22 protein-coding genes are annotated in these 24,885 nt (G+C 73.8%); 11 read left to right on the plus strand and 11 right to left on the minus strand.

The window, feature by feature from the left end; all coding sequences use genetic code 11:
- Position 1: 1 nt before the first annotated feature.
- From AC07FJ_RS07180 to AC07FJ_RS07195, 4 genes are read right to left on the minus strand one after another with little or no spacing between them, the layout of a single operon-like run.
- Entirely contained in the window at positions 2–1,546 is a 1,545-nt protein-coding gene (locus AC07FJ_RS07180; protein WP_479046184.1) for an AMP-binding protein, read from the minus strand.
- The gene (locus tag AC07FJ_RS07185; protein ID WP_479046187.1) at positions 1,543–3,573 is read right to left on the minus strand and encodes a class I tRNA ligase family protein; all 2,031 of its coding nucleotides are present in this window, start codon (positions 3,571–3,573) and stop codon (positions 1,543–1,545) included. Before AC07FJ_RS07185 ends, AC07FJ_RS07180 begins: the two co-directional genes overlap by 4 nt.
- Positions 3,570–4,766, minus strand: a complete 1,197-nt coding sequence (locus AC07FJ_RS07190) for an FAD-dependent oxidoreductase (RefSeq protein ID WP_479046188.1) — start codon at positions 4,764–4,766, stop codon at positions 3,570–3,572. Before AC07FJ_RS07190 ends, AC07FJ_RS07185 begins: the two co-directional genes overlap by 4 nt.
- A complete protein-coding gene (locus AC07FJ_RS07195) occupies positions 4,763–6,103 on the minus strand; it encodes a lysine N(6)-hydroxylase/L-ornithine N(5)-oxygenase family protein (RefSeq protein WP_479046190.1) in 1,341 nt (446 codons plus the stop codon). The genes AC07FJ_RS07190 and AC07FJ_RS07195 overlap by 4 nt, the downstream gene beginning before the upstream one ends.
- A 241-nt stretch (positions 6,104–6,344) precedes the next feature.
- Here AC07FJ_RS07195 and AC07FJ_RS07200 point away from each other — a divergent pair, with 241 nt between their 5' ends.
- The 5 genes from AC07FJ_RS07200 to AC07FJ_RS07220 all read left to right on the plus strand — a co-directional run bounded on the left by AC07FJ_RS07200 (position 6,345) and on the right by AC07FJ_RS07220 (position 11,201).
- Positions 6,345–6,575 carry an acyl carrier protein gene (locus AC07FJ_RS07200; protein WP_479046935.1) on the plus strand — a complete coding sequence of 77 codons (231 nt, stop codon included), beginning with the start codon at positions 6,345–6,347 and terminating at the stop codon, positions 6,573–6,575.
- Between the two features lie 231 nt (positions 6,576–6,806).
- Positions 6,807–7,451 (plus strand): acyl-CoA dehydrogenase family protein, encoded by a 645-nt coding sequence (locus tag AC07FJ_RS07205; protein WP_479046193.1) that lies wholly within the window; start codon positions 6,807–6,809, stop codon positions 7,449–7,451.
- On the plus strand, positions 7,448–8,671 hold the full coding sequence (locus tag AC07FJ_RS07210) for an acyl-CoA dehydrogenase family protein (RefSeq protein WP_479046195.1): 1,224 nt from the start codon (positions 7,448–7,450) through the stop codon (positions 8,669–8,671). Before AC07FJ_RS07205 ends, AC07FJ_RS07210 begins: the two co-directional genes overlap by 4 nt.
- Positions 8,672–8,674: 3 nt before the next feature.
- Positions 8,675–9,367, plus strand: a complete 693-nt coding sequence (locus AC07FJ_RS07215) for a 4'-phosphopantetheinyl transferase family protein (protein WP_479046197.1) — start codon at positions 8,675–8,677, stop codon at positions 9,365–9,367.
- Between the two features lie 64 nt (positions 9,368–9,431).
- Positions 9,432–11,201, plus strand: a complete 1,770-nt coding sequence (locus AC07FJ_RS07220; RefSeq protein ID WP_479046198.1) for a carbamoyltransferase family protein — start codon at positions 9,432–9,434, stop codon at positions 11,199–11,201.
- A 24-nt stretch (positions 11,202–11,225) separates the two neighbouring features.
- Here AC07FJ_RS07220 and abc-f read toward each other — a convergent pair whose 3' ends face one another.
- The gene (abc-f, locus tag AC07FJ_RS07225) at positions 11,226–12,902 is read right to left on the minus strand and encodes a ribosomal protection-like ABC-F family protein (protein WP_479046200.1); all 1,677 of its coding nucleotides are present in this window, start codon (positions 12,900–12,902) and stop codon (positions 11,226–11,228) included.
- Positions 12,903–13,137: 235 nt separating this feature from the next.
- Between abc-f and AC07FJ_RS07230 the strand changes: the two genes are divergently transcribed.
- Positions 13,138–14,094 (plus strand): poly(ethylene terephthalate) hydrolase family protein, encoded by a 957-nt coding sequence (locus AC07FJ_RS07230; RefSeq protein ID WP_479046202.1) that lies wholly within the window; start codon positions 13,138–13,140, stop codon positions 14,092–14,094.
- Here the strand turns inward: AC07FJ_RS07230 and AC07FJ_RS07235 are convergent.
- Positions 14,072–15,403 carry a flavin-containing monooxygenase gene (locus AC07FJ_RS07235; protein ID WP_479046205.1) on the minus strand — a complete coding sequence of 444 codons (1,332 nt, stop codon included), beginning with the start codon at positions 15,401–15,403 and terminating at the stop codon, positions 14,072–14,074. The two genes, AC07FJ_RS07230 and AC07FJ_RS07235, sit on opposite strands and share 23 nt — an antisense overlap.
- Before the next feature lie 188 nt (positions 15,404–15,591).
- On the opposite strand from AC07FJ_RS07235, the gene AC07FJ_RS07240 reads away from it, so the two are divergent.
- The 5 genes from AC07FJ_RS07240 to AC07FJ_RS07260 are packed head-to-tail and all read left to right on the plus strand — an operon-like array spanning position 15,592 to position 20,968.
- Complete coding sequence (locus tag AC07FJ_RS07240; RefSeq protein ID WP_361428348.1) at positions 15,592–16,245, plus strand: TetR/AcrR family transcriptional regulator; 654 nt, start codon at positions 15,592–15,594, stop codon at positions 16,243–16,245.
- Entirely contained in the window at positions 16,242–17,960 is a 1,719-nt protein-coding gene (locus tag AC07FJ_RS07245; protein WP_479046207.1) for a GMC oxidoreductase, read from the plus strand. Before AC07FJ_RS07240 ends, AC07FJ_RS07245 begins: the two co-directional genes overlap by 4 nt.
- Positions 17,957–18,586, plus strand: coding sequence for an acetoacetate decarboxylase family protein (locus AC07FJ_RS07250; RefSeq protein ID WP_479046209.1), 630 nt, complete (start codon positions 17,957–17,959; stop codon positions 18,584–18,586). Before AC07FJ_RS07245 ends, AC07FJ_RS07250 begins: the two co-directional genes overlap by 4 nt.
- A 25-nt stretch (positions 18,587–18,611) precedes the next feature.
- The gene (locus AC07FJ_RS07255; protein WP_479046211.1) at positions 18,612–20,324 is read left to right on the plus strand and encodes an AMP-dependent synthetase/ligase; all 1,713 of its coding nucleotides are present in this window, start codon (positions 18,612–18,614) and stop codon (positions 20,322–20,324) included.
- 14 nt (positions 20,325–20,338) lie between these two features.
- Positions 20,339–20,968: a hypothetical protein gene (locus AC07FJ_RS07260; RefSeq protein ID WP_479046214.1), complete on the plus strand. Its 630-nt coding sequence runs from the start codon at positions 20,339–20,341 to the stop codon at positions 20,966–20,968.
- Here the strand turns inward: AC07FJ_RS07260 and AC07FJ_RS07265 are convergent.
- From AC07FJ_RS07265 to AC07FJ_RS07285, 5 genes are read right to left on the minus strand one after another with little or no spacing between them, the layout of a single operon-like run.
- Positions 20,948–21,694: a maleate cis-trans isomerase family protein gene (locus tag AC07FJ_RS07265; RefSeq protein WP_479046217.1), complete on the minus strand. Its 747-nt coding sequence runs from the start codon at positions 21,692–21,694 to the stop codon at positions 20,948–20,950. The two genes, AC07FJ_RS07260 and AC07FJ_RS07265, sit on opposite strands and share 21 nt — an antisense overlap.
- Entirely contained in the window at positions 21,691–22,347 is a 657-nt protein-coding gene (locus AC07FJ_RS07270; protein ID WP_479046219.1) for a hypothetical protein, read from the minus strand. Before AC07FJ_RS07270 ends, AC07FJ_RS07265 begins: the two co-directional genes overlap by 4 nt.
- Positions 22,348–22,352: 5 nt before the next feature.
- Positions 22,353–23,171 (minus strand): SDR family NAD(P)-dependent oxidoreductase, encoded by an 819-nt coding sequence (locus AC07FJ_RS07275; RefSeq protein ID WP_479046221.1) that lies wholly within the window; start codon positions 23,169–23,171, stop codon positions 22,353–22,355.
- A complete protein-coding gene (locus tag AC07FJ_RS07280) occupies positions 23,168–24,133 on the minus strand; it encodes a hypothetical protein (RefSeq protein WP_479046224.1) in 966 nt (321 codons plus the stop codon). Before AC07FJ_RS07280 ends, AC07FJ_RS07275 begins: the two co-directional genes overlap by 4 nt.
- Positions 24,130–24,885 carry a hypothetical protein gene (locus AC07FJ_RS07285; RefSeq protein WP_479046226.1) on the minus strand — a complete coding sequence of 252 codons (756 nt, stop codon included), beginning with the start codon at positions 24,883–24,885 and terminating at the stop codon, positions 24,130–24,132. Before AC07FJ_RS07285 ends, AC07FJ_RS07280 begins: the two co-directional genes overlap by 4 nt.

Genomic DNA, 24,885 nt, shown 5'->3' on the forward strand with positions numbered 1-24,885 from the left:
TTCAGCCTTTCGGTGCTGTGTCCGGCGGGGCAGCGGGGACACCGGTGGTGCCGTCGTGGATCTCGGCGCGATAGGTGTCGAGGATGCGGCCGCGCCGCGGTTTGTACTGAGAGGTGAGCAGGCCGTTGTCGATGGCGAACGGCGGGTCGGCCACCACCGCCCGCTTGATCCGGGCGTCCTCCCCGAAGCGGGCGTTGGCCGCCGCGAGACGCTCGGCGATCGCCCGTTCGTCGACGGGCCGGTCCGGCGGCGGCGACACCACGGCGACGAGGGCCGCCCGGTTCGGACAGAACAGCACGCACTCCTCGATGGCGGGACCCTCGCGCAGGAACTCCTCCACCGGACGCACGTCGATCTTCCGGCCGTTGCCGAGCACCAGCACGTCGTCGCCCCGGCCCCGTACGAAGAGGAACCCGTCCTCGTCGACGTACCCGAGGTCGCCGGTCCTGACCAGGCCGCCGGGGCCGAACACCCGCTCCGACTCGCCGGGCGCCGCATAGGCGTACGCCACGTTCACCGGGTGGGCGCTGCGGACGGTGATGAAGCCGTCCGCGTCGATGACGACCTCCTTTCCGGGCACCACGCGACCGACGCTGCCCTCCCGGTGGGCGCCCGGGTGGTTCTTCGCCACGATGCAGGTCTCGTTGAGGCCGTACCCCTCGAACAGGGGCAGCCCGGCGTCGGCGTAGAACCGCAGCATCGCCGGGTCGGCGGGCGCCGACCCCGTCCACAGGTACCGGATCCGGTCCCCGAACACCGCGGCGGCCCCCCGCGCCTCGACGGCGCGCCGCGCCAGCTGGAAGAAGGCGGGCACCCCCATGACGACGGTGGGCCGGGCCCGGCGCAGCGCCGGAAAGACGTCCGCGTACGTCGTCAGGGTGACGTCGTGTCCGAAGCACAGGGCCGAGTAGATCCAGTACCGCTGCTGGAGCAGGGACAGCGGGAGGAAGACGAAGAGATGGTCCCCCGGTCCGTGCGCGAACATCGCTTGCACGGCGCGCAGCGAGCTGTCGATGCTGCCGACCGTGGCCGCGAGCGCCTTGGGTTCACCCGTGCTCCCGGAGGTGAACTTGAGGGTGGTGACGTCCCGCTCGTCGTACACGACGGGTGCCGGAACGTCACCGGGCCGCGGATCGGCGGCCGCCCGCGCGACCTCGTCGATACCGCGCACACCGGGCACCCCCGGGGCCCCGGGCTCGTGCGACGGCTCGTCGGTGAACAGGACGGTGAGGTCGTAGCGGTCCAGGAGGCCCGCCGTGGCCTCGAACTTCCCCGGTTCCAGGCCGGCGGTGACGGCGCCGATCCGCAACGCGGCGAGATCCAGCAGCACCCACTCGAGGCAGTTGGCCGCGAGGACACCGACGCGGTCGCCGCGTCGCACCCCGAGGCCGGTCAGAAACCGCGCCACACGCCCGGACTGCTCGTACAGCTCGGTCAGTTCGAGGGAACGCGTCATCCCCGGCCGGTACAGCGTGATGCGGTGTCCGCCGGTGGGCGGCTCGGAGACGACCCGGTTGACCACGGACCCGGACAGCACGGTGCTCACGCGGCGCCCTCCCCGAGCGCTTCCCCGAGGACCTCTTCGGGTGACTCGCTGAAGAAGACTTCCCGGGCGAGGCGGACACGGCGGCCCGGCGGCAGCAGTTCCACGTGGTCCGGCCACACCGCGGGCACCGGATCGCCGAGAGCCGCGGCGAGCCGGGCGGCGAAGCGGGGCATCAGCGGGGCGGCGCCCCGGGCGAGCAACCGGGCGGCGGCCAGTTCCAGGGCGGTGGCCGTGCGCGCCTCGGAGCTCCACGGACCGTGCGTGAGCGCGCCGGGGTGCTCGGTGCGGGTGAAGCGGACGGTGTCCCGCACGATGCCGTCGAGGGCGGCCGCCGCCGCGTTGAGGGAGAATCCGTCCTTCCCGAGGCTCGCCGTCAGCTCGGCCAGACGTCCCGAGAGGCGGTGGAGGAAGGCGTTGTGCTGCGGCGTCCAGCGGCCCGCGTCCGGGGCCAGCCCCGCGTGGTCCTCCTCCACCCGGCGGCCGAGATCGCCGAGCCAGGCCTGCCAGCCGCCGATGAGCGTGTCGCGCAGGACCGTCTCGTACGCCCGGCGGCTGAAGTCGGTGCGGCGCCCCTCGGGCCGGGTGAGGCAGAGGTGGAAACGGACCGCGTCCACGCTCTCCGGGGTCAGGATGTCCTTGCCCCAGATGGCGTGCCGGCGGCTGGTGGAGAACTTCTCCCCTTCGAGAAGGTAGAACTCGTTGACGTGGTAGTCGATCCGCGGCGTCCAGGACGGGTGCGCGAGCCGGTAGAGCGCCGGGTAGAGGATCGCGTGGTAGAAGCTGTTGTCGTACCCGAAGAAGTGCACCAACTGCCAGTCGTCGCTGGGCCGCCGAGCCTCCCAGTCCCTGCCGAGCCCGCGTCCGAGGAGCTCGATGCCGTGCAGGAATCCGTACGCCATCTCCGGCCACACCCAGATCACCTGGCCCGGGGCGCCCGCCTCGGCGGGTGCCACGCCCCACGACGACGGGTGGGTCAGAGGCACGTCCAGGGTCCCGCGCCCGAGGACCCGTTCGGTGAGCTCCCGCAGCCGGGCGGGTACGCGCCCCGAGCGGTGGTGCTCGGCGATGTCCGGCCGCAGCGTGTGCAGCGGCAGGGAGTAGCGGGTGACGGAACCGACGGCGGGCGGGACCGCCGACCGCGAGGCGCGCGGGTCGACGAGATCGGCGCAGGCGTTCGGCTCGCCGCACTCCTCGCAGATGTTGCCGCCCGCCGGCGCCAGGCAGGACGGGCAGCCGCCGCTCACATCGACCTCGTAGAGGTAGCGGCCGCTCTCCGCGTCCAGCAGCGCGGGCCCCTCGGCCGGGGCCACCGCGCCCGAGGCGACGAGGCGGGAGAAGAAGGCCCGCAGGCCCTCCGGGTAGGAGCCGTCCCGACTGGTGGCCGTGTACTGGTCGGGCTCGATGTCCATCAGGGCGAGCGTCGCGGCGATCTCGGCACCGTAGTGCGCCGCCGCCTCGCGGGGCGTACGGCCCTCACGCCGTGCCACGTCGACGACATAGCTCTGGAAGTCGTCACTCCCGGTGAGATGGTAGGCCTCGACGCCGTTGAGCCGCTGGAATCGCACGAAGGCGTCCGCGCCCAGGTACGGGCCGGACAGATGCCCCAGATGCAGGTCGCCGTTGGGGGTGGGCGGTGTCGAGAAGACGAACACGGGGCGGTTCGCGTCGGCGGCGTACGCCTGACGCGAGGGGTCGGCCGCCGCGCGTGCGCTGCGCTCGGCGTCGCGCCCGTACAGCGTGAGGAAGACGAGATCCTCGTCGGACGTGTTCTCGACGGCGTGGGTCTCGAACGGGGCGAAGGAGACGACGGTCCCCGCGGACACGGGGTGCCGTTCGCCGTCCACGACGACCGCGCCCTCGCCGGAGACGACGACGAACATCTCGCTCTCGTCGTGCCGGTCGCTCTCGGAGCGGGCCCCCGGTGCGACCCTGACCCACCCGGCGCCCACCCCGAGTCTCTCCACCGTGGCCATGTCCATGCCCGCCATGGGGCGCAGGGCGTCGGGTCGGTAGCTGCTGACGATCACGAATCGCTCCTCGGTGCGGTGGGTAGGGCCAGCTCGTCGGCGACTCGCGCGGCGATGGCGGGTCCGAGCCGGTAGCCGGAGCCGTTCGCGGCGCCGGCGAACAGAAGGCGGCCGTCGCCCCCCAGGTCCCTGACCTCGGGCTCCCGGCCGACGCTGTAGGCGTCGCAGAAGACCCGGCCCGCCATCGGCCCGTCCGCCAGCCGGGGCGCGTAGCGGCGCAGGACGACCTCCGCCTCGCTCAGATCGTGGGCGGTCAGCCCGGCGGGGGAGGCGTCGGGGTCCACGTCCCACTGCCGGCACGTATAGCTGAACAGCCACCGGCCGCGTTCGCGCAGCGGCAGCAGGAAGGCGTCCTCGTCCTCGAACACGATGACCGGTGCGTCGCTCGCCGGCCGGCCGCCCACGTGGAGGGCCACCACCTTCTTGACGCGCGCGCCGAGGGGCGCCACCAGCTCGCGCCACGCGGGGTCCGCAAGCCACGGGCCCGGTGCCAGCACCACGCGACCGGCGGCGAGTTCCTCCCCGTCGCCGAGTCCGAGGCGCACCTCCGGCGTACGACCGTGCTCCACGGTGGTGACCCGGACGCCTTCCCGGACCCGGACCCGGTCGGGCAGGGCGTCGGCGAGCGCCCGCGCGAGCGCGTTGACGTCGGCGTACTGGCAGCCCTGGGCCCGCCACACCCGCGCGTGCGCGGGCAACGGGCCGAGGAAGTCCGGCACGCCGGGGAAGCCGGTGAACCCGGGCGCCTCGGCCAGGGCGGCGCTGTCCAGGTAGTGCTCCCGCAGCAGCGCCGTCCGCTCGGCGGACGCGACGACCGCCATCGGCAGGGGGTGGATCGGCAGCGGATGGACGAAGCGCTCCCCCCGGCCCGGTGACGTCCCGTCCGTCTCCGCCCGGCCCGTTTCCGCCCGGCCCGTCTCCGCTCCGTACGGCGACGCGTCGCCCGTCCCCGGCCAGTCCTCGGCGAGCCGCCGGTAGTACGTCTCGCTGTACCGGGTCATCGCGCGGACCCGCTCGCTCGCCCCGCGCGGGAAGTGCAGTCCCGCCGAGCGCCGGCTCGCCCCGCTGCCGACGGCGTCCCGCTCGACGAGCACGACCGACGCCCCCGGGGCCCGCTGGGATATCTCCCGCGCGACGAGCACTCCCACGATGCCGCCGCCCACCACGGCGAAGTCCACTCGCTCCCCGCTCATCGCGCGCCCGGCCCGTCCGCCGCCGACCACTCGATGAACGACGGCAGTTGCGCGTCGCCGCTCGTGCCGGTGATCCGGTCCAGGATGCGCCGGCTGCGCCAGGCGTTCAGGCTCAGATTGGGGTCGGCCAGGCCCCGCTGACGGCGGGCGGCGTTCTGCAGGAAGACGTTCCGGTCCGGCGGGCCGTCCCAGCGCACCGCGAAGTCGGCGTCGATCCGGAACTCCGGCCCCTCGCGCTCCAGCCGTGCGGCGATCGGGTCCAGGAAGTCGAGGGGAGCCTGCGAGAAACCGGTGGCCCACACGACGGCGTCGGCCGTGACCGTCTCCCGGGCACCCGGCTCTTCCCGGTGCGCGAGGGTGAGGTCCCAGCCGCGCTGGTCGTCGCCCGTCGCGGCGATCACCTCCCGGCCGGGGAGCAGGCACGTCGCGTCCTTCGCCCGCGTCAGGAACCGCAGCACGTAGACCTGCTGGTAGATGGCGCGCAGCGTCGATTCGGAGATGCCGTCGCTGCTCAGGACGTGCCGGGTGACGAAATCCTCGCGCGTCTCGCGCGGCAGCCGGAAGAAGTGGTCCGCGTGCGACGGCGTGTAGTAGTCGTTGGTGAACGGCGAGTCGTCGATGGGGAAGAAGTTGGATCTGCGGGACACCCATGTGACACGGCGCGGCCGCTCCTCCTCCGGACGGGAGATCAGATCGAGGAAGGCCTCCGCACCGGACTGCCCGCCGCCCACCACGCACACCCGCTTGTCGCGCAGCCCCCGGGCGCGGTCCATGAACGCGGCGACGTGGAACTGGCTCTCGCCCCGCAGCCCCCGCGCCTGAGCAGGCAGCCACGGCACCCTCCCGACGCCCACGACGACGTTGTCCGCGGTGACGACCTGGCCGGTGGAGTGCACGACGAACCGGTCGCCGGCGAACTCCACCCGCTCCACCCGCTCCCCGAACATGACATGCGGGTTCCGGCGCCCCGCCCAGTCCAGGTAATCCCGGAACTCCTGCCGGGGCACCTCGCTGAACTGCGCGTTGATGAAGTGGTGGATCCGTCCCTGCTCGTGCAGGTAGGAGAGGAAGGAGTACGGGTTCGTCGGGTCGGCGAGCGTCACCAGGTCCTTGAACAGCGCCACCTGGAGCGACGATCCGGCGATCTGCTGGCCGTCGTGCCAGCTGAACGCACACTTCGCGTCGAGGAAGAGGTGCGGCAGCGAGGGGTGCCGGTGCAGCAGTGAGGCCAGGCTGAGATTGGCGGGCCCGGCCCCGATGCCGACGCACGTGTAGTGCGGCCGGTCGGCGCCGCCGCCGGCCCGTTCACCGACCGGGTCCGGGAGTCGAGGATTCATCCGCCCCAGCCTTCAACACCGGTCCGCGCGGCGGCAGCCCCTCCTTGGGCTATGCCTGTTGCGCCAGCTCCCTGGAGCGTCCTTCCGAGCCTTGCCGGACCCGCGGGCACTCGACAGCCTGAAGAAGGTCGCCGTACCCCGGCCGTGGACCGGGCGGGCGACCGCCCATGCCGACCGTAAGAAGGGCACGCAGGTGAGCGCAGGACCCGGTTCCCAGGGAAGCCGTGATGTGACCGCGGAGGTGACGGGGACACTGGCGCGCATGGTGGGACGCGCCCCCGACAGCCTTCCGCCGACCACCCGCCTCGTCCAGGACCTGGACTTCGACTCCACCAGCGTCCTCGAACTGCTGATGCTGCTGGAGGCGGACCTGGGCGTCGAATTCGACCCGGACACCTTCGGACCCGGCTCCTTCGAGACGGTCGAAAGCGTCGCCGCCTACGTACGCCGGCACCTCGACGACACTCTCTAGGGGGTGTCGTGCCGATCTTGCCGGGCTCGCGACGCCTGGCACCGCTCCCCCAGAGCCTCGCCTGGGGGTGCCCCCACGCCGCGTTGTCGTCGGTCGCCACTGCTCCGCAGTGGCTCCCTCCTCCGCCTTGCGATCCGTCCCCTCGGCCCCAAGGGGCCTGGGGAGACCCCATGCACCAGACCCCGCTCACTGATCCGGCCTGATCGACAAGACACCCCCTAGGAGCTCCCGATGCGCCCCCGCACCACGGCGGACCTGCCGCGCCTCGTGTACGAGAGGGCGCGCGACGCCGGCCCGCGCGAGGCCCTGGCGGTTCAGCACGGCGCGCCGGACGAGGGCGGCCCTCCGGTCACCGGGCCCGGCGGGCACGCCATGACGCCACTGGACTTCCCGCTGCCCGCCGGGGCCCGGGTGCTGACGGCACCGATCCCCGCGCGTCTCGGCGTCGCCGTATGGCGCCACGACCCGCCGAACGGCGCGGCGGCGGCCGACTACGGCGGCTGGTGCGAGGCGCTCACCTGGCTTCGGCTCGGCCTGTGCGACCGCCTGCTCGACACCGTCCTGGCCCATCTCTCCGGCCGGACGTTCGGCGGTGAACCACTGCTGCGCCGGCAGCTGTTGAAGGGCGCCCTGGCCGACGTGGAGATCGAGCGGCACGAACTGCGCGCCCTGCTCGCGGCGGGCCCGAACACGGCCGGCGGGCCGTGCGTCACCGCCCTGGCCGACCTGCACGAACGCATCACGGACATGGAGCGCGCGCTGTTGCGGCTGAGCGGCGCGCACGGATTCACCGAGGACGGACCGGGGGCCCTGGCCCATACGTCCGAACTCCTGGGAGACGTGTACGTCGGCGGGGGAGCGGACGTGGCCGCATGAACCTTCCGCACGACTCGGACGAGCGCCTGGCGGCACTCCGTCGGCAGGCCGCCGCATGGGCGGCGGAACTCCGCTCGCACGCCCTGGCCTGGGAACACGCGCAACAAGCGGCGCCTGCCACGGCTGCGCGGCCGCCGGAGCTGGAGCTGCTCACCGCGCTCTGTCACCTCTCCCTCCCCGAACGGTACGACGCGCCGCCGGTGCACGCGCACGGCCATCGCTTCACGACCCCCACCGCTCTGGAACGCGTCGTTCTCACCGAGGAGGCCGCGTACGGCGACGCGGCCCTCCTCATGGCCGCACCGGGCGCGCTGACGGCGGGCCCCGTCGTCGAGGCGCTCGGCAGTACCGACCAGCAGGACTGGTTCTACGGCCGCCTGGCGGGCACGACCGGCTGGACCTCCCTGGCCATGACCGAAGCGGAGCACGGCTCGGACGCCGCGGGAATGCGCAGCGCACTGACCCGTCCGGAGCGGGAGGCGGGCACAGGCGCGTTCACGACCGACGAGTACGCCCTGACCGGGGCCAAGACGTACATCGGCAACGCCGCACGCGCCCACACGGCCGTCGTCTTCGCCCGGACGGGCGAAGGGCCGCTGGATCTGCGCGCGGCCCTCGTGGACCTGCGCGCGGCGGGCGTCACGGCGGCGCCGCTGCCGACGATCGGCCTCGCCGGAGCCCTCGGCACCCTCGGCTTCGACGCCGTCGGAATCGGTGACGACCGCCTCCTGGGCCGGCACCTGTCGCCGGTTAGGCGGGGCATGTGGGGCTGGCTGCGCGCCTTCAACCAGCTGCGGACGGCGGCCGCGGCCATGGGCGTGGGCATCGCCCGCGCCGCCCACGACTACGTCCGGGAGCACCGCAGGGCCCTGACGGCGGACGGGAAGGCCCGCCTGGAGGACACCGCCCGACGCATCGCCGCCGTCCGGGAGCTGACCTACCGGGCCGCCGGCGAGATCGAGGCGCATCCCGATCGGGGGCACCTCCCCTCCGTGGCCAAGGTCAGCGCCTCCCGCCTCGCCGAACGCACCACGCGAGACGCCCTCCGCTTCTTCGGCCCCGGAGCGCGCCTGGACCATCCCCTGCTCGACAAGTGGGCCAGGGACGCCCGGGGAGTCGAGTACCTGGAGGGCACGTCCGGCATCCAGCGGCTGCAGATCTACAACACGCTCGCACGGGGCGGACCCGCCGCCGGCCCGCCCACGGGTCCGGGGGCGTGACCGATGGACATCGCCCCCGACCACGTACACGTGTGGTGGATCGGCCTCGACGGCCACGACGCGGACCAGCTGGCCGCCCTCTACCGGGACCTCGGTCCGGCCGAGCGGCGGCGCCACGCCGACCTGCCCCGGCGGCTACCCCGCGCCCGCTACACGGTCGCGCACGCCGCACTCCGCCGCATCCTCGCGCGCTACGCCGGCACGGAGCCGGCCGGTCTGCGCATGAGCCGGAACCGCTGGGGCAAGCCCGCGCTCGACACGGGCGTACCGGCACCGCACTTCAGCCTCTCCCACGTCGAGGGGACCGCCGTCGTCGTCGTCACCCGTTCCCGTGCAGCCGGGGTCGACATCGAGCGCCGCCGTGCGGACGCCTTCACGGCCGCCGTGGCGGCACGCCACTTTCCCCCCGGCGAGGCCCGGTTGCTGGCCCGGTTGACGCCGGCCCGGCGCGGTGCCGTCTTCCTGCGGCTGTGGACCCGCAAGGAGGCGAGCGTCAAGGCGGTCGGTGGGCGGCTGGCCGACGGCCTGTCACTGCCGGTCGCGGGCGGGGGGCGCGGTCTCGTCCTGCCCTGCCCGTCGGGCGGAGGCGGCCTCCTGCGGGCACGGGACCTGCGCGCTCCGCGGAACCACGCGGCGGCCGTCGTGCTGACCGGTGCGGACCCCTTCCGGGTCGTGCACCGGTACTGGCACCCGTAGTCCACCGAACCGGCCGGCGCCGCCCAGGGCCCCGGCCCGCACACGACAAGGGTGATGAACCGACATGATCGTCATGGGCCTCAGCGGCCTCCCCAACGCGCAGGACCGGCTGGCCAGGGACACACCCGGCCTGCACCCGCTCGACGAGCGCAACTGCCAAGGTCTGGACAGCGCGGCCGCGCTGGTCGTCGACGGCCGGATCGTGGCCGCCGCGGCCGAGGAACGCTTCAACGGCGACAAGGGAACCGGACGGCTGCCGGTCCACGCGATCGACTACTGCCTGAAGGCGGCGGGGATCGGGCCCCAGGACGTGGACGTCATCGCGCACGGCTTCGACTACGACCGGCGGCGCAGGGTGTTCGCGGGCTCCCTCGACCACTTCGACGCGGTGCTGTCGGGGCGCACCGTCGTCGACGGCCTGACCGCCCACGGCTGGACCGGCGTGGCCGACCGCTTCCGGCAGGTGGACCACCATCTCGCCCATGCCGCCTCCGCGTACCTGCCCAGCGGCTTCGAGTCCGCGCTGTGCGTGGTGTCCGACGGCATGGGCGAGACGGAGTCGCTCACCGTGTACCACGCGCGCGACGGGCACCTGGAGAAGCTGCACTCCCAGCCGATCTCCCAGTCGCTCGGCTTCCTGTACTCGATCTGCACCCGCTACCTGGGCTTCGCCTCCAACTCCGACGAGTACAAGGTGATGGGTCTCGCCGCCTACGGCGACCCCGCCGCCTACCGCCCCCTGTTCCGGGAACTCGTCCGGTTCGACGCGCAGAGCGGCGGCGTACGGGTCGACTGGCCGCGCGGCAGCATGGGATCGCCCGAGCTGGGCTACCCGAAGGCGCTGGCGTTCCTCGCGGGCAAGGCGTTCCCGGTCGGCGACCAGACCGAGGGCCACCTGCCGGAGCACGCGGACTTCGCCGCCGCGCTGCAGGAACGGCTGACCGAGGTGCTGACGGAACTGGTGTCCCACTGGCTGGCCCGGACGGGCGAGTCGTCCCTCTGCCTGGCCGGCGGCACCTTCCTCAACTGCAAGGCCAATCAGGCGCTGTGTGACCTGCCCGGCGTGGACCGCGTCTTCGTGCAGCCGGCCGCGGGCGACGACGGCACGTCGCTCGGCGCCGCACTGTACGCCTCCCACGAGCGCGGTGCGCCCTACGCCGGCCCGCCCGCGGGCTTCGACCCGTACACCGGCCCGTCCTACGGCGAGTCCGAGGTCCGCGCCGAACTGGAACGGGCCGCCGCGTCCGGCGCGCTGCGCTGGCGTCACACCGGCTTCGGCGACGCGTACTTCTCCGCCGCGGCCGCCGACCTCGCCGCCGACCGCATCATCGGCTGGTTCCACGGCCGCATGGAGTTCGGCCCGCGCGCCCTCGGAAACCGCTCGATCCTGGGGCTGCCGGCGGGGCGGCGCATCAAGGAACGCATCAACGGCATGGTCAAGTTCCGCGAGCCCTTCCGTCCCTTCGCCCCCGCCGTCCTGGACGAGGACCGCGACACCCTCTTCGAGACGCGCGGGCTCTCCCCGACCGCGTACATGCTGTGCACGGCCCAGGTGCGCGAGCGGCACCGGGCGGATGTCCCCGGCATCGTGCACGAGGACGGCTCGGCCCGGATCCAGGTGGTGCGTGAGGAGGCCAACGAGGTCTTCTGGAGGCTGCTGCGCGAGGTCAAGCGGCGTACCGGATTCGGCTGCGTGGTGAACACCTCCTTCAACGTCAAGGGGCAGCCGCTCATCATGTCCCCGTCCGTGGCCCTCGAGACCTTCCTGAAGACGTCCATGGACCGGCTCTACATCGAGGGCTTCATCGTGGAGAGGGTGACGGACGGGCGGTAGGCCCCCGGACTCCCGAGCCGGCCGTCACCCGGCCGCCACGGGCAGCTCCAGGTGGGACCCGCGGAAGCGTTCCCGGAGGAGCCGGTCGTGGGTGACGACGACCAGGGTGCCGGTGTAGGGGGCCAGGGCCGCCTCGATCTCCTCCACCAGGGCGGGGGCCAGGTGGTTCGTCGGCTCGTCCAGCAGCAGGAGGTCGAGCGGGCCGGCCGTCACCAGCCGGGCCAGTTCGAGCTTGCGGCGCTGCCCGACCGACAGCTCCCGCAGCGGGACGGCGAGGTCGGCGGCGTGGAACAGGCCCAGGGCGAGGAGTGCGTCGGCGTGCTCGTCCGGCTGCCCCGCCCTGCCGGCCGCGAACGCCGCCAGCAGCGGCCGGTCGTCGAAGGCGGCACCGGGCGCGCCCTGCTGGCGGAGGAACCCCACCCGCGGCGGTCGGCGCACGGTGCCCGTGCCGGGCGTCAGCTCCCCGGCCAGCACCTGGAGGAGGGTGCTCTTGCCGGCGCCGTTGGGACCGGTGACGAGGAGCCGTTCGCCCGGGGCGAGTGTCAGGGACGGAACGTACAGCCGCCCCTCGACCGCGACGTCTTCCAGGTGCACCGCCGTCGACGCAACCCCCTCGCCCGCCGTGCCCTCGACGCGCCCGGTGAACCGCAGCGGCTGCGGAGGCGGCGGTACGGGGTGCTCCCGGAGCCGCTGCAGCCGCTCGCGGGCGTTGCGGATGCGGCTCTGGGCGCCGTGTGCCCGCGAGCGCGCCCGGAAGGCACCGGCGCCGCTGAACGCCCTCGGCCCCGTGCGGGGGATCTCGGCCAGGCGCCCGATGCCCGAGTCGGCGAGCTGTTCCTGCCGGGCGACCTCGTTGCGCCACCGCTCGTGCTCCCAGGCCCACCGGGCGCGGGCCGCCGCCTTGGCGGCGAGGAAGCCGGCGTATCCGTCGCCGTAGCGCCGCACCGTGTGCCGGTCGTGGTCCACTTCCAGGACGGTGGAGGTGACGCGGTCCAGGAACGCCCGGTCATGCGTGGCCACGACCACCGTGCCCCGGTGGCGGCGCAGATGGTTCTCGAGCCATGCCACGGCCTCGTCGTCCAGATCGTTGGTCGGCTCGTCGAGCAGGAGCAGCTCGGGGGAGGAGGCCAGGGTCGAGGCGAGCGCGAGCCGGGAGCGCTGTCCTCCGGAGAGGGTGCCCAGCGGACGCGTACGGTCCAGGGGCGCGTGCTCGCCGAGTCGGCGCAGGGTCACCTCGACGCGGCGGTCCGCTCCGTGTCCGCCGCGCGCCTCGAACGCGGCCACCAGGGCGGCGTAGTGCTCGAACTCGTCGGGGCCGGCGGTGCCCAGCGCGGCCTCCGCGCCGCGGATGCGGCGCTCCAGGTCACGCAGTTCGCCGAGCGCGTGGTCCACGGCGTCGCCCACGCGCGCCGAACCGGGCAGGTCGAGCGTCTGGCGGTGGTAGCCGATGCCGCCCGGCGCCGTGACGGTCAGGCTGCCGTTGTCGGCCGGCTCCCGCCCGGCGAGCAGCCGTAGCAGCGTGGACTTCCCGGAGCCGTTGTCCCCGACGATCCCGACCTTCTCGCCCGGTCGGATCGTGAAGGAGACGCGGTCCAGCACGGTGCGGTCGCCGTAGCGCTTGGTCACCCCGGCGAGAGCCAGCTGGGACGTGCCGGGAGAGGAGGCGGGAGGGGTGGTGGTGCCGGAGGGAGCAGGGTGCAAGAGCAGTCCTTTCCTGGGGGAACAGGGTGGTGCGGCAAGGCGGAACGAGGAACGGCCGCCGACCGATGGGCAAGAATCTAGACGAGACGTTCCGTCTCGTCAAGCGATGTGGATGTGCGTGGTGCGGTGCAGCGGGTTGACGCGGGAGCTCTCGCGCCCGTTAACTTCCGGAAGAGAAACAGAGTTTCTCCACTCGAAACGCCACACTGGTCATCGTCCCAGGATCGAGGTCCCGATGGCGCAAACCTCCCTCCGGCGAGGTCTCTTCGCCGGACTGCTGAGCTTCGCCCTGCTGGCGGCGGTCGGCGGCCACGCCGAGGCCCGTCAGACCGTGACGCCCGAGAAGCCGACGACCTTCCCCACCGGCTCGTACGCCACCAAGGTCGGCGCCGACGCCGCCGACGTGTACTACCCGGCGACCACGAGCCGCGGCCTGCCGGTGGCGCTGCTCCTCCAGGGCGCCAACGTCGACAAGGCCCACTACGAGGGCTTCGCGCGTACCGTCGCGGCCTTCGGCTTCGTGGTCGTCGTGCCCAACCACATACGTCCGGTGTTCGGGGTGCCGGGCCTGTGGGCCTCCTCGGACCAGACCCTGGGCGCGGTGGCGTGGGCGTCGGCGGAGAACGGCCGGGACGGCAGCCCGCTCGCCGGCCGCATCGACACCGGCACGCTGACCCTGCTCGGCCACTCCTTCGGCGGGGCCGCCGGGCTGACCGCCCTGCAGGGGCTGTGTGTGCCGCCCTTCTGCGCGGGGCTGCCGCCCGGCGCCGTCAAACCGGCGCAGCTGAAGGCGGCCGCCTTCTTCGGCACCAACAGCGTGCCGCCGGGCGGCGGGCCCGTCGGCCCCATCGACAACACCGGCGTACCGGTCGCCCTGGTCCAGGGTGACGCGGACGGCGTCGCCGCGCCCGCGGCCGCGCGCGACACCTACCGGGCGCTGACCGCCAAGCCCAAGGCGCTCGTCGGCCTGCACGGTGCCAACCACTTCGGGATCACCGACGTCCAGAACCCGCCGGGCGCGGCCCCGGACGCCTCTCCCCAGAGCCTGGACCAGACCGAGTCCATACGGGCCGCCGGCCGCTGGTCGGCCCTGTTCCTCAAGGCGTCCCTGGGCGACCCCGTCGCCGCCTCCTACGTGCGGTACTGGGGCGACGCCACGGACCGGACCGTCACCGTGGAGCAGGCGTACTGAGCGCACCGCGGCGGCGCTCCGCCCTGAGCTCGCGGAGGTAGGCGAGGGCGTCGACCTGGATCGTGTGACGTGAGGACGCGACGTACCGCCGTGCCGTACGGGCCCGGTACGTCGCGATCTCGCGCCGCATCGCCGCGCGCCCGGGCAGTGCGCACCTCCCCTCGAGGAGGTCGGCCACCCAGTGCGACTGGGCTTCCGCCAGCGGCATGATCGCGCCCAGCGGCTGGACCAGCCCGATGAAGTAGAGGCCCGGGTGATCGGGGTGCACCACCCGGTGGTAGAGCCCGATGTCGTTGCCGGCCGGGTCGACGATCTCGCGGCCGAGGAAGGGGAAGCTGATGGCGTACCCCGTGCAGTAGACGATCGCGTCGACGGTCTCGCGCGACCCGTCGGTGAACACCGCCTCCTTGCCGTCCAGGCGCTCGATCATCGGCTTCACGGTGATCTCGCCGTGCCCCAGCCGGGACAGCAGGTCGTCGGAGATCGTCGGGTGCGCGGCCAGCACCCTGTGGGCGGGCACGGGCAGGCCGTAGTCGCTCAACCGGCCGCGGCTGAGCCGCAGCAGCAGTTGGAGCCCCCGGTCCTGGACGGCGAGCGGCGCGCGGGCCAGCCAGGAGCCGGTGAGATGGTCCGTGGGTATCCCGAAGAGGTACTTGGGCAGGATGTGTGCGCCGCGCCGCATCGCGAGGAAGGTCCGCCGGGACACCCGGGAGGTCTCCACGGCGATGTCGCACGCCGAGTTGCCGATCCCGAGGACGAGGACCCGCTGGTCGGCGAACGGGTCGGGCGTCCTGTAGTGGTGCGAGTGCGTCTGCGTACCGGCGAAGGACTCCGAGCCGGGCAGCGGGGGGTCGGGCCAGCGCGGCTGCCAGTGGTGGCCGTTGGCGACGAGCACCGCGTCGTACGAGCGGACGGTCTCGTCCCCGCCGTCGCGGTGCCGCGTCGTGACGGACCAGCTCCGTCCGTCGGGGGACGGCTCGACGCGTATGACCTCCGTCCGGAAGGTGATGGACGGGCGCAGGCCGAAGTGGTCGACGAACTCGTCGAAGTACCGCGCGATGTGGAAGTGGCTCGGGTAGACGGGATACGCCTCCGACATGGGGAAGCAGGCGTACTCCATGACCTGCCGGGAGGTGTTGATGTGCAGGGAGCGGTACGCCGAGGACATGCCGTTGTCGTTGAGGTAGCGCCAGTTGCCGCCCACCTCCGAGCCGGCCTCGAAGCAGTCGTACGGGATCTTCCGCTCCGCGAGCACCTGGCAGGCGGCGATGCCCGAGGATCCCGCTCCTATGACGCAGACGCGTTTCATCACGAGCCTTCCGACGAGAGACGGACGGGGGTGACCACCCGGTCACATGACCGGTCGGTCACAGGGTGGGGCCGCACCTGACGGCTTGTCAACAGTCCTGTGCTACGCGGGGATTGACGTCGAACCGGTGCGTTCGCGACGATGACCGAGCGGTCACATGACCGCCCGGTCATACAGCGGGAGCACTCATGCCCACCTCCACCTGGACACACCTCTCGCCCGCGCGGCGCGAACGGGTCCTGGTCGCCGCGATGGACGAGTTCGGCACGCACGGCTACTCCACGGGAAGCCTCAACGTCATCGCCCGCGAAGCGGGAGTGGCCAAGGGATCCCTCTTCCAGTACTTCGCGGGCAAGCTCGACCTCTTCACGTACGTCGCCGAACAGACCTCGCTGCGCATCTACGCGGCGATGCGGCCGTGGCTCGACGGATACGACGGCGGCAAGGAGTTCACCACCCACCTCACCGACGCGCTGGAAGCGTGGCTCGACTACTTCGCCACCCACCCCCTGGAGCGCGGCGTCACCGCCGCCACCAACATGGAGATGGACCCGGCCGTCAGGGAAGCCGTGCGCGCCCCCGTCCACGGGCTCTACCTCGCCGGGCTGCGGCCCCTCGTCCAGCGGGCCGTCGAGGTCGGCGACATCCGCGAGGACGCGGACACCGACGCCCTGCTCTCCCTGCTGCTCCTGCTCCTGCCGCACCTGGCGCTCGCCCCCTTCACCCCGGGGCTCGCCGGACCCGTCGCCTTCGCCGAGGACCGGCCCGGGGCCCGGCGCACCGCGATCGAGCGGCTGGTGATCCCCCTCCTGGCCGGATTCGTCACGGAGGAACGCCCATGACCGCGACGGCCTTCGACTACGACGTCCTCGTCGTCGGCTCCGGGTTCGGCGGCAGCGTCACCGCCCTGCGGCTGACCGAGAAGGGCTACCGCGTCGGCGTCCTGGAGGCCGGGCGCCGCTTCGACGACGCCGACCTCCCGCGGACGTCGTGGCACGTGCGCGACTACCTCTTCGCGCCCCGGCTCGGCTGCACCGGCATCCTGCGCATGACCCTCCTCGGTGATGTGCTCGTCCTCACCGGCGCGGGCGTCGGAGGGGGCTCCCTCGGCTACGCGAACACCCTGTACGAGCCGCCCGCCGCCTTCTACGAGGGCTCGCACTGGGCCTCCCTGACCGACTGGCGCACCGAACTCGCCCCGTACTTCGACCAGGCCCGCCGCATGCTCGGCGTCACCCCCAACCCGCTGGTCACCGCCTCCGACGAGGTGCTGCGGGCGACCGCCCGCGACCTCGGCCGCGAGGACACCTTCCGCCCCACCCCGGTGGGCGTGCACTTCGGGCCGCCCGGCACCGCGCCCGGCACCGTCGTACCCGACCCCTACTTCGGGGGCGCCGGACCCGCCCGCGCCGCCTGCCTGCACTGCGGCGCCTGCATGACCGGCTGCCGCCACAACGCCAAGAACACCCTCCCCAAGAACTACCTGGGCCTCGCCGAGCGCGCCGGGGCCACGGTGCACGCCGAACGCACCGTCACCGACGTCCGCGCCCTCGGCGAGGGATGGGCCGTCACCTCCGTACACACCGGCCGGACCCTGCGCCGACGGACGCGGACCCTCACCGCGCGGCACGTCGTCTTCGCCGCCGGCGCCCTGGGCACCCAGCGCCTCCTGCACCGACTGCGCGACACCGGAGCGCTCCCCGGCCTCTCCCCGCGCCTCGGGCGCCTCACCCGCACCAACTCCGAGGCGATCCTCGCCGCCCGCTCCCGCGACCGGAACGCGGACTTCACCCGCGGTGTCGCCATCACCTCCTCCATCCACCTCGACGACACCACGCACGTGGAACCGGTCCGCTACGGACGCGGCAGCAACCTCCTCGGCCTGCTCGGCGCCCTCCTCGTGGACCCCGTGCCGGGCCGCCCCCGGCTGCTGCTGGGCCTGGCCGCCATGGCGAGGAACCTGCGCGACCTGCCCGCCCTGCACACCCCGCGCCGCTGGGCCCGGCAGTCCCTCGTCCTCCTCGTGATGCAGAGCCTCGACAACTCGGTCACCACCTACACGCGACGCGGTCTCCTCGGACGCCGGCTCACCAGCCGGCCCGGCGAGGGCGACCCCAACCCCACCTGGATACCGGCTGGACACCGGGCCGCGCGACACGCCGCCCGCCACATCGACGGCATACCCTGCGGCACGTGGGCCGACCTCTTCGACATCCCCACCACCGGCCACCTCATCGGCGGCTGCACCATCGGCGACACGGGCGAGACGGGCGTCGTCGACCCCTACCACCGGGTGCACGGCCACCCCGGCCTGCACATCGTCGACGGCTCCACCATCTCCGCCAACCTCGGCGTCAACCCCTCCCTCACCATCACCGCCCTCGCCGAACGCGCCACCGCCCTGTGGCCCAACAAGGGCGACCCCGACCCCCGGCCCGCCCCCGGCGAGCCCTACCGCACCCTGGCACCCGTCCCGCCGCGCACGCCGGCCGTGCCCGCCACCGCCCCCGCCGCGCTGCGGCCGGGACGAGCCGCCCCCAGGAAGGACACACCGTGACGGCCTACCCGCCCGAACCCTGGCACCTCGCCGGGCAGATGTACCTCTCCCTCTGGCTCGTACCGCGCCACGCGCTGCCGCCGGGCCTGCCGCCCGGCACCCGGCCGGTCACCGTCGCCGGACGCGGCGTGGCCGGTCTCGCGTGGATCGTGTACGAGCAGGACAGCGTGCTCCACTACAACGAGCTCCTCGCCGCCGTCCTCGTACGCGACGGTGCCCGCCCACGCGTCACCGTCACCGACATCTGGGTCGACAGCCCCGCCTCCCTGGCCGGCGGCCGGGAACTGTGGGGCATCCCGAAGGACCCGGCCTCCTTCGACCTCGACCGTCCGGCAGGAGGAGGCCTGCGCGCCACCGCCAAGGCCGACCACGGCACCCTGGCCTCCGCCGAGTTCGCAGGCGCCCGCCGCCTGCCGGGCCGCTGGCCCCTCACCTACCACGTCGCCCAGACCCTCCACGGGCGCCTCAAGACCAGCCCGGTCCGCACCCGGACCGGTGTCGCCCTCGCGAGCGGTGCGCGCTGGTCGGTACCCGACGACAGCCCGCTGAGCCGCTTCACCCGCCGGGCACCGCTGCTCAGCCTGGTGCTGCGGGACTTCCGCCTGCGGTTCGGCGCAGCCTCCTGACCCCATCCCACACCGAGGAGCCGTCATGCCCGACGCCGCGACCCTCTGCGAGACCTTCCAGCGCACCGCCGCCACCCGGCCCCAGGCACCCGCCCTCCACACCGTCCAGGGCGACGTGCTGACCTGGGCCCAGTACGCCGAGCGCGTCGCCTCGGTCGCCGCCGGGCTGCACGGCCTGGGCGTCCGGCACGGCGACACCGTGGCCCTGATGCTCACCAACCGGCCCGAGTTCCACGTGGCCGACTGCGCCGCCTTCCACCTCGGCGCCATACCGTTCTCGCTCTACAACACCCTGCCCCCGGACCAGCTCACCGACGTACTCGCCCGGGCGCGGGCACGCGTCCTCGTCACCGAGCGGCGCTTCCTGCCCGTGCTCCGGCGGTCCCTCGCCGGTACGGACGTCGCCCACCTCGTCACCGTGGACGGGCCGGCCGAAGGGGCCACCGAGCTGGCCGCGGTGGAGGCCGCCGCACCGGCGGACTTCGACGTCGCGGCGGCCTGGCGGCGCGTACGGCCCGGTGACGTCCTCACGCTCATCCACACGTCAGGAACCACCGGCCGCTCCAAGGCCGTGGAGGTCACCCACGCCGGCATGACGGCCCAGCTGGACGCCACGGAGCAGCTCCTCGCCATCACGCACGAGGACAGCCACCTGTCCTTCCTGCCCGCCGCGCACATCGCCGACCGCTGGGCCTCGCACTACACGAACATCCGCTTCGGCACCCGCCTGACCTGCGTACCCGACCTCAAGGAGCTGCCCGACGCCCTCACGTCCGTACGCCCCACCCTCTTCGGCGCGGTGCCCGTCGTCTGGCAGCGGCTGAAAGCCGGGCTGGACGCGGCCCTCGCCGCGGCCGACCCGGGACTGCGGACCCTGGTGGAGGGCTGCGTCGACACCGCACGCCGCCTCGGCCCCGGCCGGCGCGCCGGAACACTGACGGCCGAACAGGCCGAGGAACTCGACGCGGCCGAACCGGTCCTCGCCGAACTGCGCAAGAGGATCGGCCTCGACCGCGCCCGGATCTGCGTCACCGGAGCCGCCCCCGCGCCGCCGGAACTGGTGGAGTACTTCCACGCCCTCGGCGTGCCCCTCGGCGACGCCTGGGGCATGTCCGAGCTCTCCGGCATGGCCCTGATGAACCCGCCCGGCGACCCCCGGCCCGGCACCGTCGGCCGGCCCGTGCCGGGCGCCCGCATACGGGTCGCCGAGGACGGCGAACTGCTGGTGAAGGCGCCCTTCCTGATGCGCGGCTACCGCGACGAGCCCGACCTCACCGCACAGGCCGTCGACCCGGACGGCTGGCTTCACACCGGCGACCTCGTCACCGTCGACGGCGAAGGCAACGTCACCATCGTCGACCGCAAGAAGGACATCATCATCAACACGGGCGGCAAGAACATGTCGCCCACCCGCATCGAGGGTGTCCTGCGGGGCGCCTCACCCCTGATCGCACACGCCGTGGTCGTCGGCGACGGCCGCCCCTGCAACGTCGCCCTCATCGTCCTGGACCGCGAGGCCGTCGCCGCCCGGTCCACGGCCGACGTCGAGCGTGAGATCGCCGCCGCCGTCGAGGACGCCAACACCCGGCTCTCCCGCCCCGAACGCGTCCGCGCCCACGCCATCCTGCGCGACACGTGGGAACCCGGCGGGCCCGAGCTCACCGTGACGCTCAAGGTGCGCCGAGCGGCGGTGGAGCAGCGGTACGCGCAGCTCATCGAGTCGCTCTACACCCACTGAGCCGGGGGCACACGGTGTTCTCCCCGGCCCTCGCGCTGCTCGCCGCCGTGCAACTGGCGCTCGCCGCCGTCGCCCTGCGCGGCCCGCGCCCCGGAGCGTGGACCGCGCTGCTCGGCTGCGCCCTCGCGTACGACTCGGCCGTCGTCGCCGCCGGTACGGCGCTGGGCCCCGGCGCGCTCCTGGAGACGCTCAGCACCGGCCGGTACGTCCTCCACGCCCTGCTCACGCCGCTGGTGGTGCCCTGCGCGGCGATGCTGGTGCGCGGCGGGCGCGCGGTGGTGGCCGGGGCGTGGGGCACGGCGTGCGTGCTCGCCGCCGCCGGGGCCCGGGCCACCCTGCCGGGCCTGGACCTCGTACCGCGGCGGTGGGCGGACACCCTGCGGTACGCGGACGCGGAGCCCGGCAGGGTGCCGGTGGCCGCGGTCGCGGCGATGCTGCTGCTGCTCGGGGCGGGCGTGGTGCTCTGGCGGCGCCGGCGCGTGCCGTGGGTCGCCGCGGGGGCGGTGGCCGTGTTCGCCGCCTCGGCGGCGGCCGTGGCCGTGCCGCCGCTCGGCAACGCGGGCGAGGCGCTCATGCTGGCCGGGCTGGTCGCCGCACCGCGCGAGGACCGCGCAGGCGCCGGCTCAGTGGTCGCGCAGGAGTGACCCGGCGCCGTACACCTTGTCCTCGATGCCGTTGTCGCGCAGCGCCATCCACCACGTGGCGGCGTTGATGGCGATCACCGGAAGGCCGAGCCACCGTTCGGCCTCGTCGGCCAGCGCCACCATGGACAGGTTCGTCCCGCACTGGACGAGGGCGTCCACCCCGTCGAGCGCGGCAAGACCGGTCAGCGCCTCCCGCAGCCGCTCCTCCCCGACGTGGGCGATGGAGACGGCCGTCGGGCAGCGCAGGCCGGTCACCCCGGCGACGTCGAAGCCCAGTTCGCCGAAGAACCGCCGTACGTTCGCGTCCCCGACCGGCTGGTACGGCGTCACCACGCCGATGCGCCGGGCGCCGTACAGGCGCAGCGCGCGCTCGCACGCCTCCGCTCCGGTGGCCACCTGGAGCCCGGTGATGTCGTGGATCTGCTGCACGAAGGCCCGGTTGCCCGCCACCCCGCCCCAGAAGGTCTCGGCGGACATGCCCATCACCATGTAGTCGGGCTCGCAGGTCAGCACCCGCTCGCAGGCGGCGCCGATCTCGTCGCGTATCTGCTCCAGCAGCCGCTCCATGCCCGCGTCGCCCGCCATGTTCTGGTCGCGGATGTGGATGCGCGAGACGTGGGCGGTCACACCGGGCACCGCCATCCGGTAGAAGTCGGGCTCGACGATCGTGTTCGTACTGGGTGCGATGACGCCGAACGTGCGGCGCCAGCCGAGGGCGTCGGTCACAGGGGCACCTTCCGGAAGGAGGAGGCGGGGGCGGACAGGCGCCAGGCCGCGTACACGAGGGCGGCCTGCGTGAGGGTGTTGCAGGACTGCTCCACCCACTGCAGTGGAACGCTCTGGTCGGGCCGGGCGGCGAGCGGGCCGAGCGCGTACGTGCCCAGCAGCCACACACCGGTGGCCGCGGCCGCGCGGGGCTCCCCGGCCGCGCGCGCCAGCAGGATCAGCCGTACGCCGCAGACCGTCACCGCCGCGATCGTGAGCACCATCAGCGGCATCGTCGTGCGGAGCGCGAGGGAGCCGGTGGCGGCCGCCGCCCACGTCACGGCGAAGCCCCACAGCGGGGGAGTCCGGGAGGCCTGCGGACCCCCGGCCACGGGCACGCTGAGCAGCGCGTGCGCCAGGAGCAGGAACCCCAGCGCGAGGAGCGGGAAGAGCGCCTTGTTGAGGGGCTGGACGTCCGGCCCGTCCAGCGCCACGGTGAGTTTCCAGCCGGCCTTCGACAGGCCCCCGGCGAAGACCAGGGCGGCGCCGGCGGCCGCGACGGTACGGGCGCGGGGGACGGCACGGCCGACCGGCCGCACGAGCCGCGCGGCCGCCACACCGGTCAGCACCACCGGGACGAAGTCCTCCAGGGCGAGCGCGACGGGGTAGTCCACGGCGCTCACCGCTCCGGGACCGTCGCCGGGAGCACGTTCCTGCTCCGGAAAGCCGCGGCGGCGAACCGGGCGGCCGCCTTGCGGCGGGTCAGCCACGCCACGCGGCCCCCGTTGCGGGTGCGGTCGGCGAGGATCCGGTCCGCGAGCCACGGGGTCACCGTCTCCACCCGGTCGGCCAGGACGTCGAGGACCTTGCGCGCCTTCGCGTACTGCTCCGGGGTGTAGCCGTGGACCAGCAGGTCGGTCACGAGCATCCCGGGGGACAGCCGCAGCGCCCGCACATCGTGCGGGCGGCTCCCGGCCCGTTCGTCGAGGTCGGCGGCCACGGCCCGCGTCAGGTACGCGACCGCGCTCTTCGTGGCGCCGTACGCGCCGAGGCCGGGCAGCACGCGCCCGTCGGAGCCGAAGCCCTCCATGTTCCACAGCCGCCCCCGCCCCTGGGCGAGGAAGCCGGTCACCGCGACCGCCGAACCGTGCGCGGTGCCCAGCAGGTTCGCCGCCGTCACCGCCTCGACGTCCCCCGCGGTCAGTTCCCACAGCGGGCGGCGGGGAGCGGCGGCACCCGCGTTGTTGATCCAGACGTCGACCCGCCCGTAGCGGTCGTACGCGGCGTCCCACAGTGCCTGCACCTGTGCCCGGTCGGTGACGTCCGCCACCCGGCCCAGCACCCGGTCCGGGGGGCCGGGCGGCTCGCCCTCCCGGCGGCCGCACAGCGCCACGCGGCAGCCGCGCGCCAGGAACGCCCGTACGAGCCCCTCGCCGATCCCGCGCGTGCCACCCGTCACCACCACGACGGTGCCGCCGCCGACGGCTCGGCCGCTCACGACTCCGCCTCCCAGGTCAGCACGCCGTGCAGGACACCCGTGAGGACGTTGCCGCCGAACAGCTCGTACGTGACGGCCAGCCGCCCGCCCGCCGACATGCCGGCCGTGGCGTCCAGGGCGAACTCCCGCGCCCGCACCCGGTGGACGTCGCCGTCCGTGAAGTGCCACAGCGGGAAGTTCGCCCGGCCGAACGCCTGGGCGCCGCCCCAGGCGTCGGGCCCCTCCCAGAACTCCCGCGTCCCGTCCCGCCGCCGCACCACGGTGAAGGCCCGGTCGAGCCCGCCGCCCGTCCAGGTGACCCGGTGCTCGGCGCGCAACAGGTCCAGCGGGGTGAGCCGGTGGACGACCCGGACCGTGCCCAGTGGCTTCTGGTCCGCGCCCCACAGCTCGCAGTCGCCCGCGAACCTCCCCGCCTGCTTGGTCGGCAGGATCCACGGCACGGGGCCGTTGGCGGTCTCGGCGTCCCGGTGCGCGGCGACGGCCCGCCGGGTGGCGGGGTCGGTGTCGTGGTCCGTGGTCCTGACGTACAGGCCGTTGAAGCAGCCGACGACGGTCCAGCCCTGGTACAGGACCGAGGAGTAGACCTGGGTGGCGCCGTCGGGCAGGACGTGGTTCCAGGTGTTCAGGCCCACCTGCCAGCCGGGGCCGTAGTAGTGGGCGTCGACGAAGGAGCCGTACGGCTGCCCGCTGCCGTGGAAGTCGGGCCCCTGGTAGAGGCGGTTGTCGTCGGCGTCGCCCACGGTGAACGCGAAGGGCGCGGCGAGGCGGAACCGCCCGGCGAGCGGCCCGCCGCCCGTGAGGCCGCCGTCCATGCGGTAGACGGTGGCGCCGTCCTCCGCATCGGACGAGCGGCGGATGTCCTCGTAGCCGCACCAGGTGCCGTGGGCGTCGAAGAGGGACGGGCGGCCGTGCCACTCGCCCGCGATGCGCTGCTGCCAGGCGCTGGGGGAGGACGGGCTCATCGCGTCCCCTCCGGCCGTCCGGTGATCAGCAGGTGCCGCAGGCGGTCCGTCGTCGCGGGGCCGAGCAGCCGGTCGACCCGGTTCCACACCGGGTCGATCTCCCGGCTGAACAGCGCGGACCGCAGCCGCCGGTCCCGTACGGTCAGGTCGGTGCCGGCGAGTTCACCGGCCGCCTCGGCGGGCATCGCGGCGGCGAGCGACAGCCAGTGGTCCGCGTACTCCTCCACGATCGGGCCCACCGCGCGCAGGGCCGCCTCGTCGGCGCGGTGCACCAGCATCCACGGGGACATCAGGGACCGCTGGCGCGGACCGACGGCCGCCGCGGTGAGTCCGGGTATCTCGGCGGCGCGGGCGTGTGGCTTGGTGAGCGGCCCGTACACGGTGTCGGTGTACACCGGATGGGCGGCGAGGTCGGCCCGCTGCACCAGGTCCAGGTGGAAGGCGTAACCGCCGCCCGCGTACACCGAGTCGAGCGTGAAGTGGGGCAGTGGGCCGTCGTCCGCGCCGAAGGCGAACACCATGTGGCTGTCCAGCCCCGCCGCGGGCAGCACCAGCCCGATGTACACCACCGACGCGACGGACCCGCCGGGGTCGCCGGTGAAGTACCGTACGCGGCCGACCGGTTCGGGGAAGGAGGGGCCGCGCAGGGCCGCCCACTCGGTGGGCCGCTCCACCACCCCCGTTCCGGCGACGAGCCGGTCGAGGACCAGGGCCGACAGCTCGGCGGACGGGGACAGCGCCGTTTCCGACAT

It is taken from the genome of Streptomyces sp. NPDC045998 (genome assembly GCF_056430285.1).

Coding starts and splice junctions, on each gene's coding strand:
- AC07FJ_RS07255 (WP_479046211.1), top strand. CDS start 18,612: ATGCCCGACGCCGCGACCCTCTGCGAGACCTTCCAGCGCACCGCCGCC.
- AC07FJ_RS07190 (WP_479046188.1), bottom strand. CDS start 4,766: ATGAGCGGGGAGCGAGTGGACTTCGCCGTGGTGGGCGGCGGCATCGTG.
- AC07FJ_RS07235 (WP_479046205.1), bottom strand. CDS start 15,403: ATGAAACGCGTCTGCGTCATAGGAGCGGGATCCTCGGGCATCGCCGCC.
- AC07FJ_RS07195 (WP_479046190.1), bottom strand. CDS start 6,103: ATGAATCCTCGACTCCCGGACCCGGTCGGTGAACGGGCCGGCGGCGGC.
- AC07FJ_RS07220 (WP_479046198.1), top strand. CDS start 9,432: ATGATCGTCATGGGCCTCAGCGGCCTCCCCAACGCGCAGGACCGGCTG.
- AC07FJ_RS07215 (WP_479046197.1), top strand. CDS start 8,675: ATGGACATCGCCCCCGACCACGTACACGTGTGGTGGATCGGCCTCGAC.
- AC07FJ_RS07230 (WP_479046202.1), top strand. CDS start 13,138: ATGGCGCAAACCTCCCTCCGGCGAGGTCTCTTCGCCGGACTGCTGAGC.
- AC07FJ_RS07285 (WP_479046226.1), bottom strand. CDS start 24,885: ATGTCGGAAACGGCGCTGTCCCCGTCCGCCGAGCTGTCGGCCCTGGTC.
- AC07FJ_RS07280 (WP_479046224.1), bottom strand. CDS start 24,133: ATGAGCCCGTCCTCCCCCAGCGCCTGGCAGCAGCGCATCGCGGGCGAG.
- AC07FJ_RS07240 (WP_361428348.1), top strand. CDS start 15,592: ATGCCCACCTCCACCTGGACACACCTCTCGCCCGCGCGGCGCGAACGG.
- AC07FJ_RS07210 (WP_479046195.1), top strand. CDS start 7,448: ATGAACCTTCCGCACGACTCGGACGAGCGCCTGGCGGCACTCCGTCGG.
- AC07FJ_RS07205 (WP_479046193.1), top strand. CDS start 6,807: ATGCGCCCCCGCACCACGGCGGACCTGCCGCGCCTCGTGTACGAGAGG.
- AC07FJ_RS07245 (WP_479046207.1), top strand. CDS start 16,242: ATGACCGCGACGGCCTTCGACTACGACGTCCTCGTCGTCGGCTCCGGG.